This is a genomic window from Brevibacillus fluminis (assembly GCF_003710825.1).
In the GTDB taxonomy this organism is placed as follows: domain Bacteria; phylum Bacillota; class Bacilli; order Brevibacillales; family Brevibacillaceae; genus Brevibacillus_D; species Brevibacillus_D fluminis.
In genome coordinates this window covers 76237-90081 of record NZ_RHHQ01000018.1, presented here as the reverse complement: position 1 = coordinate 90081, position 13845 = coordinate 76237, and the positions used below count along the sequence as shown (strand labels likewise).

The 13845-nt window shown below is 50.5% G+C and carries 14 protein-coding genes; 10 read left to right on the top strand and 4 right to left on the bottom strand.

Annotated features, from left to right (window positions below; all coding sequences use genetic code 11):
* Positions 1–2: 2 nt before the first annotated feature.
* The 4 genes from EDM56_RS22160 to EDM56_RS22145 all read right to left on the bottom strand — a co-directional run bounded on the left by EDM56_RS22160 (position 3) and on the right by EDM56_RS22145 (position 4229).
* On the bottom strand, positions 3–1211 hold the full coding sequence (locus tag EDM56_RS22160) for an ABC transporter permease (protein WP_122920106.1): 1209 nt from the start codon (positions 1209–1211) through the stop codon (positions 3–5).
* Positions 1208–1924: an ABC transporter ATP-binding protein gene (locus tag EDM56_RS22155; protein WP_122920105.1), complete on the bottom strand. Its 717-nt coding sequence runs from the start codon at positions 1922–1924 to the stop codon at positions 1208–1210. The genes EDM56_RS22160 and EDM56_RS22155 overlap by 4 nt, the downstream gene beginning before the upstream one ends.
* Before the next feature lie 81 nt (positions 1925–2005).
* Positions 2006–3733, bottom strand: coding sequence for an alkaline phosphatase (locus EDM56_RS22150; protein WP_281274981.1), 1728 nt, complete (start codon positions 3731–3733; stop codon positions 2006–2008).
* A gap of 184 nt (positions 3734–3917) precedes the next feature.
* On the bottom strand, positions 3918–4229 hold the full coding sequence (locus tag EDM56_RS22145; RefSeq protein WP_122920104.1) for an ArsR/SmtB family transcription factor: 312 nt from the start codon (positions 4227–4229) through the stop codon (positions 3918–3920).
* Positions 4230–4384: 155 nt separating this feature from the next.
* On the opposite strand from EDM56_RS22145, the gene EDM56_RS22140 reads away from it, so the two are divergent.
* The 10 genes from EDM56_RS22140 (at position 4385) to EDM56_RS22095 (ending at position 13813) form a co-directional block, all read left to right on the top strand.
* The gene (locus EDM56_RS22140) at positions 4385–5032 is read left to right on the top strand and encodes a nitroreductase family protein (protein WP_122920103.1); all 648 of its coding nucleotides are present in this window, start codon (positions 4385–4387) and stop codon (positions 5030–5032) included.
* 190 nt (positions 5033–5222) lie between these two features.
* Entirely contained in the window at positions 5223–5951 is a 729-nt protein-coding gene (locus tag EDM56_RS22135) for an amino acid ABC transporter ATP-binding protein (protein ID WP_122920102.1), read from the top strand.
* Between the two features lie 55 nt (positions 5952–6006).
* Positions 6007–6861, top strand: a complete 855-nt coding sequence (locus EDM56_RS22130) for a transporter substrate-binding domain-containing protein (RefSeq protein WP_281274980.1) — start codon at positions 6007–6009, stop codon at positions 6859–6861.
* Between the two features lie 88 nt (positions 6862–6949).
* Positions 6950–7603, top strand: a complete 654-nt coding sequence (locus EDM56_RS22125) for an amino acid ABC transporter permease (protein ID WP_122920101.1) — start codon at positions 6950–6952, stop codon at positions 7601–7603.
* 14 nt (positions 7604–7617) lie between these two features.
* Positions 7618–8268, top strand: coding sequence for an amino acid ABC transporter permease (locus EDM56_RS22120; protein WP_122920100.1), 651 nt, complete (start codon positions 7618–7620; stop codon positions 8266–8268).
* A 76-nt stretch (positions 8269–8344) separates the two neighbouring features.
* Positions 8345–9616: a sensor histidine kinase gene (locus tag EDM56_RS22115; RefSeq protein WP_122920099.1), complete on the top strand. Its 1272-nt coding sequence runs from the start codon at positions 8345–8347 to the stop codon at positions 9614–9616.
* Positions 9613–10542, top strand: coding sequence for a response regulator (locus tag EDM56_RS22110; protein ID WP_122920098.1), 930 nt, complete (start codon positions 9613–9615; stop codon positions 10540–10542). Before EDM56_RS22115 ends, EDM56_RS22110 begins: the two co-directional genes overlap by 4 nt.
* Positions 10543–10699: 157 nt before the next feature.
* Positions 10700–11797, top strand: coding sequence for a nitric oxide synthase oxygenase (locus EDM56_RS22105; RefSeq protein WP_122920097.1), 1098 nt, complete (start codon positions 10700–10702; stop codon positions 11795–11797).
* Positions 11798–12162: 365 nt separating this feature from the next.
* Positions 12163–12582 carry a DUF1641 domain-containing protein gene (locus EDM56_RS22100; protein WP_122920096.1) on the top strand — a complete coding sequence of 140 codons (420 nt, stop codon included), beginning with the start codon at positions 12163–12165 and terminating at the stop codon, positions 12580–12582.
* Positions 12583–12631: 49 nt separating this feature from the next.
* Positions 12632–13813, top strand: coding sequence for an NAD(P)/FAD-dependent oxidoreductase (locus EDM56_RS22095; RefSeq protein ID WP_122920095.1), 1182 nt, complete (start codon positions 12632–12634; stop codon positions 13811–13813).
* Positions 13814–13845 lie beyond the last annotated feature (32 nt).

Genomic DNA, 13845 nt, shown 5'->3' with positions numbered 1-13845 from the left:
CCTCAAGCGCGGAATAGTTGCAGCGGGTCGACCCGGTATGCTTTTATGGCAGGGCCAGCTGATGCCAAAAGTCCGATCAGCAGCGTGCCTGCCACCAGCATCCACTCGCCAGGCAGGATGCCGCCAGCATTGAGCTGCAGCCCGGAAAAGGCGAACACGGCGTCACGGCTCACATAGCCGCCGACGTGGCCGATCACCAATCCTGCCAAAAGCCCGATGAAGGTAAGCAAAAATCCTTCACCGATCAAGGCGAACCATACAAATTGCTTGGGCTTGCCGATCAACCGGAGCAGGCCGACATCTTTTTTCCGCTCGTTCACAGCTGCGATCAAGGAAAGCAGGATCGATACGGATGCCAGCACGATGCAAATGATGGTGACGATCTCAAGCATCTGTGTGCCTTTGTCGACGATATTGACCACATCAGCGACAGCTTTGCTCGTATAGATTGCCTGCACGTTGTCAATCTGGCTGTACTCGTTTTTGATCGTTTGTGCACCGAGAAGCGACCTGGGCTTGACTAGGATCGCCGTTACCTCTTTATGATCGCCTGTCTGGTTGTGATGAACGGCCCACGCGTAGTCGAGCGTAGTGAAGACAGCACGGTCATCTGACGTGTACAGTGGCGGGAGGATTCCTACGATTTTATAGGAAAAAAGATGGTGTTCATCGTGTTCTTCGCCCTCATCGTGGTTCTCTTCACCGGCTCCTTGCACCAAGCCATGTGCACCTTGGAACGTATCGCCTACATGCAGTCCCAGCGTCTTGGCCACATAGGCTCCGACCACGGTTTCTCCGAGGTTGCCGTACAGCTTTCCGTCCGCGAGCTGCTTATCGCCATAGCGGGTGAGGAAATAGCCAGGCTCCATTCCGATGATCGGGAAGCCGTTGTAGTTGTCGCCGGTCGTCATGGCGTAAGCCGCTTCAACCTGACTGTTTTGTTGCACCTTCTGGACTAAAGAATAAGGCACGTTGCCGGTCGGTGCACCGATGTGGTAATACGTATTGAGCGCCATTTGAGAGGCGCTGCCTTTCACTCCGATGGTCACTTCAAACGGGCCGTAGCCTTTTTCGGCACCTTGCTCGACGCCTTGACTACACATCAGCAAAAAGACGACGAGTGCGACAGTGATCGTGACGGAAAACACCGTGAGGAGCGATAATGTTTTGCGATGGAGAATGTTGCGCCATAGCAGTGTGTACAGGCTCATCCGACCCTCTCTCCTTTGCTGTCTGCTGAGGATTCGGCTTCGTTCGTTTTTCGCACCAGTTCATTCAGCTCGCTGATGTGTACCGTTTTCGGAAACAGTCGGGCGAGATGAAGGTCGTGGGTCACGGTTAACAGGGTTCTTTTTTCGCTTTCGCAAAGGGAGAGCAAGAGCGACATGACCTCGCCAGCGGTCTCCCAATCGAGGCTGCCCGTCGGTTCATCTGCCAAAATAAGCGGTGCATTGCCGATCAGCGCGCGGATCATCGCCACTCTTTGCTGCTGCCCGCGCGAAAGCTGAGCCGGCAAATGCTTCTGACGATCTTGTAAGCCGACCAGCTCGAACCAGCGGTCCACTTCTTCCCGGCGTTGTTGTTTGGTCCAGGCAGGGGGGAGGACCAGCTCGACATTTTGGCGGGCCGATAAGGAAGAAATCAAATGGAAATCTTGAAAAATATAGCCGATCATCTGGGCGCGATACCGATCCCGCTGACCTTCTGAGTATCGATGGATCGGGTGATCAGCAACGGTGATTTCGCCGCTATCGACGGGAAGCACGCCGCTTGCGAGATGGAGCAGTGTGCTCTTGCCGCTGCCGCTTGGGCCTATCAGGGCGACGCGCTCGCCCGCTTCCACCGTCCAGTGCTTCACCTTAACAATCGGCAGCATGCTGCCATTGATCGGGAACGATTTGGTTACTTGATGAAATGCAATCATCGGATAGATCTCCTCCTCAACAAAGAAAGTGGATAGAGAAGCGAATTCCCTATCCACCTGATGCTCCTCAGTTGTTCGGTTTTACTTCAGCACAATGCGTTCTGACAGAGCATCCCAGCTCATGTTTGCGCCTGTCAGTTTGTTGAAGGCTTCCAGCGGCAAGTACAACTTGCCGTTATCAACCTCTCCGGCGAAATCTGCTGCTTTATCGTTTACTTTCACTTCCCCATTTGCGAGGCTTACGGTCAGTTTGACGCTTCCTTTGGAAAGCGTCACGAGCTTGGCCGCGTCGTCATTTTTCACCGCAATGCCCAGATCGTCGGCCAATGCCTTCACAGGGAACATGATTTTGTTATCACGAGTCGTTTTGAACATTGGATACAGATACTTATCTTGCAAAGCTGTGGTTGCTGCTTGCAAATCAGCGCCAATTACTTTCGCGCCGTTTTTGGCGATATCGGTGTTGTCGACGTCGCCTTTGACCAGTGAAGCGATCGGTCCGTATGCCCATACGCCCACGTCAACCGCGGTATGGCCATGACCTGTCCAACCTACAGCCAGACGCTTGGAGACAACTGCGTTGTAGGCGCCAGCGCGTTTGTAGGAAGACCCATCGCCTTTCAAAATGAAGGCCAATTCCTCGTCGGTCAAGTCTGTGAATCCGGTATTTTCAGCAACGATCTTTTTCACATCATCCGCTGTTTTGGCTTCTTCCAATGCTTTATCCAAGTATTCGTAAGAGTGCTTTTCTTTGTTCCACAAATCAACGTTCAATTCATATACGTTGTTGATCCCGAGGGACAGACCGCCTGTTTCATGGTCAGCCGTGATAACGACGGACGTGTTGCCGTCTTTTTTGGCGAAATCCATGACAGCTTTTACAGCGTTATCGAAATCGAGCGTTTCCTGCACGTTAGCAGGCAAATCGTTGGCGTGGCCAGAGTGGTCGATGCGTCCGCCTTCTACCATCATGACGAAGCCGTTTTTATTTTTGGACAAAATGTCGATGGCTTTTGTCGCCATGTCTTTCAGGCTTGGCGTATTCTCGTCGCGGTCGAGCACATACGGGATTTCAGCAGAGGCGAAGAGGCCGAGCGCTTTGCCACTATTTGCAGGAATAGCTTCAAGACCTTTTTTGTCAAAAGCGGTTTTGTATCCTTTCGCTTCAAAATCGGCGATGATCGATTTGTCCGTACGTTTGCCTTTTTCTTCTTTGGTCACGAAATTCACTTTACCGCCGCCAAAAAACACGTTGACGCCGCTGTCCAGATATTGCGAGGCGATCGCGTTTTGGTTGTGGCGCAGGCGCACATGGGAAGCCCATACTGCAGGAGTCGCGCCAGTGATGTTATCGGTCGACACGAGTCCGGTAGCTTTGCCTTGCTTCATCGCCGCTTCGATGACGGAAGCGAAAGGCTTTGCTGCATCTTCGTTGGAGACGCTGATTGCGTTGTTATACGTTTTGTGGCCGGTCGAGAAGGCGGTACCGGCTGCAGCGGAGTCGGTGACAGCGCCGGACTCAGTCGAATACGGGCTTTGCTGCGAGAATGTTGTCGCTTTTCCCACATAAAAGCTGTCCAATGCGAGATGATCCTGGCCCAAATGCGTTTTGGCGTAATAGCGGGCAGCTGTGATTTCGGCTGGACCCATGCCATCGCCGATCATTACGATCAAATTTTTGGACTGTTTTGGTGAATCAGCCTGTGCGGCTTCTGGTGCCTGAAGAGCGAAGGAGGTGCTGATGAGGCCGGCAGACAGCAGGAAGAGTGCCGTATTGCGCATGAGGCGTCCAGTGTTGAGATTTTCCAAGTGAATAACCTCCGTTTTCAATTGATTTTGTCCATTACATAGTAACGTGCAATTGTGGATCAATTTTTAACATTTGGTTAACCGGGTGTAAAAATCGCGAAGTGGCATGAAAAAAGGAGCTGCCTTTTTGCAAAGCGCAGCTCCTTCTTGGGTAAGCAACTATTACGTGAAGCACACTGTGGTGCTAGATCCGATCTGTATCTGTTTCAAACAAGACTTTAATCAGACCTGGAAAAAGCGCTTCCAGATCTTCGGTGCGCAGCGAGTAAAAATGCTGCTTGCAATCAATTCGCACTTTGATGACACCCGACTCCCGCAAAACCTTAATATGGTGGGAGAGCGTAGATTTGGCCACATTGACCTGAAATGTTGCACAATACAGTTCATGTTTATTGTACAGGCACTGGGCAATTTTAAACCGCACGGGGTCACTTAAGGCGTGCAGGACAGAAGTCAGCTTAATGCTGTCAATAGACGGTTGGAATGGTGTTCTCATAAAAAAATTGTATCAAAAGTAACGGTAAACATCAATGTTTGATAAATATAGAACATTAGAACTTGCAAAAATGGAGGTATTTCCTTATCATAGTACTATGTTTATCGAACAATAAAACAATCGAGTGTATTAAGACGTTTCGGAGGATGATGGACATGGAGAAGGCAACACAGCAGGCTGTCGACTTTTATACGGTGTTACAGGAACGGAGATCCGTTCGTCATTATGATTCATCTGTCAAAATTTCGCGGGATGAACTGAAGGAGCTGCTGGACGAAGCAATTAAGGCGCCATCGAGTTCCAATCTGCAGCCTTGGCGTTTTCTGGTGATTGATGACCAGTCTCTAAAAGAGAAGCTGCTCCCCATCGCATTCAATCAGCAGCAAGTGGTTGATGCCGCCGCAATCGTTGCTGTGCTTGGCGATATGGAGGGCTATAAGCAGGCGGAGTCGATTTACCAAGATGCGGTTGACGCGGGCTTTATGACGGTTGAAGCAAAAGAAACGCTCGTTGGCAACATCAACAGACGGTATGCTGACCGGGATCCGCAAGTCACCAAGGAGATTTTGCTGGTGGATGCGGGGCTTGTGTCCATGCAACTCATGCTTGCCGCAAAAGCGAGAGGCTATGATACTGTACCGATGGGTGGGTACAACACTGAGCAATTCAAGCAAACATTCTCCATTCCTGATCGCTATGTCTCTGTGATGCTGATCGCAATCGGAAAAGCATCCCAGCCTGGGCACAAAACAACGCGCCTTCCTGTGGACCAAATCACCTCCTGGAACAAACTCGATCAATAAACGATAAGTAAGCCAAACCAGCCGCTCGTAGGGCTGGTTTTTCGCGTTTTTTAATGTTTGAATTGCACGAGGTAGGAACACTTTTTAGAAAATTAAAAAGAAAAAATTAATAACACTGTCTTTTTCAGTAGTTTCCGGTAGAGCTGTGGTTACGATATGTCTAGAAAAAGAGACAGAAGGGGGAACTTGGTTGATCAGCTTTCATCAAGTGAATAAACATTACGGGAGCTTCCACGTCCTGAAAAACATTAATCTACACATCAACCAGGGTGAAGTTGTCGTGGTTATCGGTCCATCAGGCTCCGGCAAAAGCACGCTGGTACGGTGCATCAATCGGTTGGAGACGATTACAAACGGAGAACTGGTGGTCGACAACGTCAAGGTTAATGACAAGCAAACCGACATAAACAAGCTGAGGCGCGACATCGGCATGGTGTTCCAGCATTTCAACCTGTATCCGCACAAAACGGTGCTGCAAAACATCACGCTCGCTCCGACCAAGGTGCTGGGCATCCCTGAGAAAGAAGCGATTGAGACAGCGACCTCCTATCTGGAGAAGGTGGGAATCCCCGATAAAGCGGAGAAGTTCCCGACCCAGCTGTCAGGCGGACAGCAGCAGCGTGTCGCGATCGCGCGCGGGCTGGCGATGAAGCCCAAAATCATGCTGTTTGATGAACCGACTTCCGCGCTTGACCCGGAAACGATCGGGGAAGTGCTGGATGTCATGAAGAAGCTGGCCAAGGAAGGCATGACGATGGTCGTCGTCACGCACGAGATGGGCTTTGCCCGCGAAGTTGCGGATCGCATTGTATTCATGGATCAGGGCCAAATCTTGGAGGAAGCGCATCCGCGGGACTTTTTCGCCAATCCTCGTGAGGAGCGGGCTCGATTGTTCCTGAGCCGCATCTTGAATCACTGACCAAATGTAAGCGGTCTCATAAAGAGAAAAAACAAAAAGAAAAGGGGAACTCAATTTGAAAGCGAATCGGATCTTGAAAAAAGCGGTGGGTTTTGGATTGGCAGCGATGCTTGGAGCAACGATGCTAGCAGGCTGTGGTGCAGGCAAAACGACAGAGGGCGCAGCTCCTGCGGGTCAAGGACAGGCGGCAGCGGCAGGCACGCTGGCGAAAATCAAAGAAAGAGGCAAATTCGTTGTCGGCGTCAAGTATGACCTGAACCTGTTCGGGTTGAAAGATCCTGCGTCCGGCAATGTCGAAGGGTTCGATATCGATATCGCCAAAGCGATCGCCAAAAAAGTGCTTGGTGATGAAAATAAAATCGAGTTGAAGGAAGTTACCTCCAAGACGCGCATTCCGATGCTCAAAAATGGTGAGATCGATGCGATCATCGCAACGATGACCATTACCGAAGAACGCAAGAAGGAAGTCGATTTCTCTGACGTCTACTTCTTGGCAGGCCAATCCCTCTTGGTGAAAAAAGACAGCCCGATCAACGGCCTGGCTGACATCAAGAAAGGCATGAAGATCCTCACTGCGAAGGGTTCTACCTCCGCTAAAAATATCCGCGAAAAAGCCCCCGATGCAGAGATCCTCGAATTCGAGAACTATGCAGAGGCGTTCACAGCGCTGAAAGCAGGCCAAGGTGATGCTCTGACGACCGATAACGCGCTCTTGTACGGCATGGCCAAACAAGATCCGAACTACCGCGTCACGAGCGAAACGTTCACGGAGGAGCCTTATGGAATCGCGGTAGCCAAAGGCGACTCCGAGTTCACTACCTCCATCAATGATTTGCTGAAGGAAATGAAGCAAAACGGTGAATACGACAAGATTTATGAAAAATGGATTGGCGAAAAGCCAAAGAACTAACCGATTCAGATGAGTTGCCCAGGATGAGCGGTCTCCCTACCGCTCATCCGCTCATTTCCATACATAGACAGGGGGATTCGCAACGCAGATGCTTGATTTTTCCATCCTTTTCGATCACTGGGACTATTTCCTCCAAGGCTTTGGGAATACGCTGAAAGCCAGCTTGCTTTCGCTCGTGGGCAGTTTTTTGCTGGGGACCATCATGGCCATTTTCCGGATCTCCCCGTTGCGCCCTTTGCAATGGGTGGGAACCGTGTATGTTGAATTCATCCGCAATATTCCGTTGATTCTCGTCGTCTTCTTTTTCTTTGTCGGGCTTCCCGCCATCGGCATTCGGCTTGAACCGTTCGTTGCCGGTACGCTTGGTCTGACGGTCTACACAGCGGCATTCATTGCGGAGACGATCCGCGCCGGCATTCAGGCTGTGCCCAAAGGGCAGACCGAAGCTGCCCGCTCATCCGGGCTGACATATGGGCAAACCATGCGCTTGATCATTTTGCCGCAAGCGATGAAAATCGTCATTCCACCGATGGGCAACCAGTTTATCAATCTGGTAAAAAACTCTTCCGTGCTGGGCGTGATCGCCGGTCTCGACCTGATGTATTTCGGCGATTTGATTTCCGCAGACACGTTTGTCACCTTTGATGTGTACATTTTTGTCGGTATTTTCTATCTGATCTTGACGCTTCCGCTCAGTATGCTCGTCGGGTATTTCGAACGGCGACTGGCGAGAAGCCGATAAAAGGAGGGAAAACCATGGATTTTATCGGCGCATACGCTCCCTCACATCTGACCTTTTTGTTGGAAGGCTTCCTGGTTACATTGGAAGTGGCCTTCTTATCCATCGTGTTCAGCTTTGCGATCAGCATCATCGTAGGGACGCTTCGTTACGCGAAAATCCCGGTTATCTCGCGTGTACTCGCAGTCATCGTGGAGCTAGTCCGCAATTTGCCGCTTCTGCTGATCATCTTTTTTACTTACTTTGCGCTTCCTGAAGTGGGACTCAAGCTGGAGAAGTTTTACGCAGCGATTTTGGCGCTGGTCATTTTTGAATCGGCGATGCTGTCGGAAATTGTCCGCAGCGGATTAAATTCCGTAGACAAAGGTCAGTTGGAAGCTGCGCGTTCCTCCGGCCTCACCTATAGCCAGACGCTTTGGCACATCGTACTGCCGCAAGCTTTGCGCCGCATGGTACCGCCGATCGTCAGCCAGTTTATCTCGCTGCTCAAAGATACGTCGTTGGCCGTCGTCATTGCGCTGCCTGAGCTAATGAACCACGCGCAAATCTTGAATGGCCGCAATGTCAATTATGTCATTCCGACCTTTTTGATTGTGGCGGTCATGTACTTTGTCGTAAACTATGCGCTGTCTGTATTCTCAAAACGGCTGGAAAACAAACATGTATAATCATTCCGGTTTTGCAGATCTCCATTTCCTTGTAATATAGGAATGGGAGATCTTTCATTTTGGGAAAGGGGTATCTATGCGCGATCGCCTGTTTATGCTTGTGATCATCATGCTGGCTACTGCCTTTTTTGGTGAAATGAAAGTGAACCCGTTCGGGGGTTCCTTTCGTTTTTCCCTGGGGATTGCCGCATTCTTTTTTGGGCTGCTATGGTTTCAATCGCTGCCCGTTTTGCTGACCGGTTTTTTGACGGGAACGTTTATCTGCGGCTTTCGGGTTGGATTGGACATGATGATTAGCCATACCGCCCCGCTTGACAGCTTGCAGGCCCATTTGCCGTCCGCTTTTTATTATTTTAGCTTTTCACTGCTGATCCATTTGAGCCGGGCAAGGCAATACCTGGAGTTCCCGCTCGGGGTAGGGTTGATCGGAGCCACCGTCGATTTCGCCTCCAACATGGTTGAGCTGTTCGTCCGCCAGCTGTTCGGCGATTTTCCCGACCTGACGTTGCAAAGCATTATGATGCTACTCTTTTTCGGTGCTCTTCGCAGTTTTTTTGCTGTAGGCCTTTATAATAACTTTATGATTCGCCAGGTCCGAGCTGTTGGTGAGGTGCGGCAGCAGGAACTGGAGAAGCTGCGAATGATCAACACGGAGCTGTATGGGGAAGCGTTTTATTTGCGAAAATCGATGTCCCATCTTGAAGAAATCACCCGAGAAAGCTATCAATTGTATACCCGTTTGCTCATGTCAGAAAATACTGAATCTTACAAAGCGCTCCATATCGCGGAGCATGTGCATGAAGTGAAGAAAGATTCGCAGCGCTTGCTGGCCGGTTTGTCGAAAATCATCAACCAGGAAGGGCTGGATTCAAGTCTTGCCATCACCGATTTGTGTCAGCTCGTAATCAGGGCCAATCAAAAATATGCCGAAATGATTGGGAAGCGGATTCAGTTCATGATGACGTGCGAGGTGGACTTGTCGACCAGCCAAATCTATGAGCTGCTGTCGGTGCTGAACAATCTGGTGGCCAATGCGGTCGAGGCGATTCCGTCAGCGGGCTGGATTGAGCTGGCCGTCGAGCTGAGGCAGCGGGACATCGTGTTCCACGTGCTGGATAATGGACCGGGAATTCCCCGTGAGGAGCGGGAATGGGTATTCGAACCTGGTTACACCACCAAATACGATCAGGCGGGCAATGCCTCGACGGGAATCGGACTAACGCATGCGCGGGGCATTGTCCATAGTTTGAAGGGCAATTTGGGCATTGTGAACGATCACAAGCAATTGACTCACTTCGAGGTAACGATACCTACGGATCAACTGTTGCGGAAGGAGAGTGTTCTATGATTCGTTTCTTCCTGATCGAAGACGATGCAGTTGTGCGCAGAATGCTGGAGCGCATCATCAATGAAAGTGGTTTGGGCGAAATCGTCGGGCAAGCAAGTGACGGCATCAGTGTCTCCATCGACCAGCTGTTCGGGGTCGACGTCATCTTAATCGATCTCTTGATGCCCGGCTTGGACGGGATTCAAACAATCAAGAAGCTGAAGGGTGAAGGGTTTGGCGGCCGTTTCATCATGGTGTCACAGGTGGAGAACAAAGAGATGATCGGAGAAGCGTACTCGCAAGGAATCGATACGTTCATTCAAAAGCCGATAAACCGGCTGGAGGTACTGTCCGTACTCAAGCGGGTAGCCGACCATCTGTCGCTGGAAGCATCGCTTCAATCGATCCGCAAATCGCTGCAGATTTTGGACGTGAAGGTAATGGATCAAGCTAGCCATGGCTTTGCGAAGGTTCCTACATACGGCATCGGGGTGTATGAGCATACGAATCTGGAGCAAAAAGCCCGCCAGCTGATGTTACAGCTGGGGATTGCAGGTGAGGCAGGCGCGCCCGATCTGCTGTTGCTTGTCCAATGGCTTACACAGGAGGAACGCAGTGAACAGCTACGCGATCTCCAGCTTAAGGAAGTGTATGCGCAAATTTTACATAAGCTTCATGGTGGACTGGATGTCCAGTCAGCTGGAAAAGAAGTCCGTGCGATGGAACAGCGCATCCGCCGGATGGTACTGCAGGCGTTCACCCACTTATCATCGCTTGGCTTGACTGATTATGCGAACCCAACCTTTGAGCATTTCGCGCCGCGCCTCTTTGATTTCCAAGAAGTGCGCCAGCGCATGCAGGAGCTGGAGGCGGGGGAAAAAACCACCAAGTGCCGCATCAGTGTGCGCAAGTTTTTATCTGTCTTTTTACTGGAAGTAAAAGCATAACAGCGAAGCGAGAAGGAGCGCGTGGGAACCCGGATGTTGCGGAGCCGACGCGCTCTTTTTCTAAGATGTTTTGCAAAACCGACACAAAGCTCGTTTGGATCAGCCACATGCTTTCTATATAATGTGACTAACGATGAGTGGCGGGAGTAGAGGCGGAATGGAACGAAAACAACGAATCGAGGCAGCTGAAAGCTTCATTCATGCATGCTATAAAGAGCTGGGTAAAACAGACGAAGAGATCGCAGCACGACTGCAAGCAATACGTGAAGCAGTGGCAGATCGAGGCCATTACGAGCATACGAGCGAAGAACTCCAGCATGGGGCAAAAATGGCATGGCGCAACAGCAACCGTTGCATTGGCAGGCTTTTTTGGGAATCCCTGCAGGTTCTGGATGCAAGACAATGCAAGACGGAGGAAGAGATGGCGCAGGCTTTATATCGCCATCTCGAATTCGCTACCAACGGCGGTATCATCCGCCCGACTATTACGGTTTTCCGCCCGGACGTCACGGAAAAAACGCAGATACGGATCTGGAATGACCAGCTGATACGGTATGCAGGGTATGTGACAGAGGACGGGATCATCGGCGATCCGATTTCGGTCCCATTCACAGCTTACTGCCAACAGCTGGGGTGGCAGGGGGAGGGGACGCATTTTGACATCCTTCCGCTCGTGCTGCAGATGGGCAACCAGCCGCCGCAGTTTTTCGAGATCCCGCGGGATATCGTGGTGGAAGTACCGCTGACACATCCGGAAATCCCTGCTTTCGCTGATTTGCAGCTGAAGTGGTACGGGCTTCCGGTCGTCTCCAACATGCGGCTGGAGATCGGGGGCATCGATTACACGGCAGCTCCGTTTAACGGCTGGTACATGGGAACGGAAATTGGTGCGCGCAATCTCGCCGATGTGGACCGCTACAACATGCTGCCCAGAGTAGCCGACATCATGGGGCTGGATCGAACGCGGGAAGCCACGCTTTGGAAGGACAAGGCGCTGATTGAGCTGAACGTAGCCGTGCTGCACTCTTTTAAGGATCGCGGCGTTATGATCGTCGATCATCACACCGCAAGCCAGCAGTTCCAACGGTTCGAGGAGCGCGAGCATCGTCAGGGTCGCGGGATCACAGGTGATTGGACATGGCTCATCCCGCCGATTTCCCCGGCGGCCACCCATATTTTCCACAGTGCGTACGAAGATCGCATCGAAACGCCGAACTTTTATTATCAGGAAAAGCCATATGCAAATAAAAATTAACCAAGAAATCCGGAGCTTTTCCCCTTTTTATCGTGGAAAGGCTCTGTTTTTTGGATAGAAAAGTAAAACATCTCTACAATTGATAAAAAACGGAAAAAAATCAATTCCATTAAAAAATTGTTTTCTATACTGTTTGCTCTGGACATGTTATATAATAGTATTGAATTGGTAGTAAATCGTAGTGTAGATGACTTTGTGAATTTTGTAACAAAGTCTGTGGCCTTTTCGATTGTACAGATAAGAATTTTGAAAAATCCTTATCCGGAATAAGTACAACTAAGGCCCCGCAAAAAGCTTGGCGGAGCCAAGTTTTTGTAATAAGACACACAGCATCAGACTTTATCACAACGTAAAGGAGTTAAGTTATGTCTGAACAAGCAGTAGTTACCAAAGAAGAGACAGTTGCACGCGTGGATGTACTTGATCAACTGATGAAACCTGAAGTACAGGAATCCCTGACTGTCTTGGTTGACAACCTTCCTAAGCTGGCAGAAATGGTGACCATGCTCACCAAAACGTACGATGTCGTACATGGTCTGGCTACCGACAAAGTATTCGTTGAAGATTTGAAAGGCGGCATGGAGGAGTTCGTGAAACCGATCCAGGATAAAGCGATGGGAATCGCGGCAGCCGCTATGGAAGCGAATGAGCGCTCTCAAGAAGCAACAACGACTGTGGGCCTGTTCGGCATCCTGAAAATGCTGAAAGACCCTCAAGTGCAAAAAACATTGCACTTCGCACAAGCATTTCTTGAAGTATTGGGCGAGAAAAACAAACAAAAATAAGAGAAGCGATCTTACAACAGCGCTGATGAAATAAGGATGGAGGATTCGTATGTCAAAGCAAGTATTGATCTTGGGCGGCGGATATGGCGGTTTGTTGACCGCATTAACAGCGAGAAAACATCTGTCTGCTGAAGAAGCTACTATCACAGTGGTGAACCGTTTCCCAACTCACCAAATCATTACCGAGCTGCATCGTTTGGCTGTAGGCAACCTGAAAGAGAACAACGTAGCGCTGTCTTTGGACAAGCTGCTGAAAGGCAAAGACGTTAATCTCCTAATCGATACGGTTGAGGCTATCAAACCAGAAGACAAACGCGTGACATTGGCTAGCGGTGAAACGCTGAGCTACGATGTGCTCGTTATGGCGCTTGGAAGTGAAACGGCTTTCTTCGGAATCCCAGGTCTGCAAGAGCACAGCTTCACGCTCAAATCGGTTAACGATGCAAACAAAGTTCGCCGTCATGTGGAAGAGTGCATCGAGGCGTACAGCAAAACCAAAAACAAAGCGGACGCTACAATCGTTGTCGGCGGTGGCGGATTGACTGGTATCGAGCTGGTTGGCGAATTCGCTGACATGCTGCCAACCCTGTGCCGCAACAAAGGCGTAGATTTCAAAGAAATCTCCCTCTACTGTGTTGAAGCAGGTCCTTCCATTCTGGCTGGCTTCAACCCTGAGCTGGTTGAGCGTGCGAAAACCAGCTTGGAAAAACGCGGCGTTACGTTCCTGACTGGCGTAGCGATCACCGAAATGAAGGAAAAATCCGTATCCTTGAAAGATGGAAGCTCCATCGAAACAAGCACACTCGTATGGACTGGCGGCGTGCAAGGAAATGCTTTGGTCGGCGCTTCCGGCATAGAGTGCAACCGTGGCCGTGCGACCGTTAACACATTCCTGCAATCCACGTCCCACCCTGATGTGTTCGTAGCTGGCGACAGCGCTGTTGTTTTCCCAACAGGCCAAGAGCGTCCTTACCCGCCTACAGCACAGCTGGCATGGCAAATGGGAGAAACCATCGGATACAACATCTTCGCTTCGTTCAACGGCGCACCGATGGAAGAATTCAACCCAGTATTCTCCGGAACACTGGCTAGCTTGGGCCGCAAAGATGGTATCGCGACCCTCGGTGCGAGCCAAACTCGCCTGAAAGGCATGCCTGCTTCTATGATGAAAGAAGCGAGCCACATCCGTTACCTGACTCACATCAACGGCTTGTTCTCGCTGGTTCACTAATACGATTGAAAAAACCCGGCTGACCGTTGTGG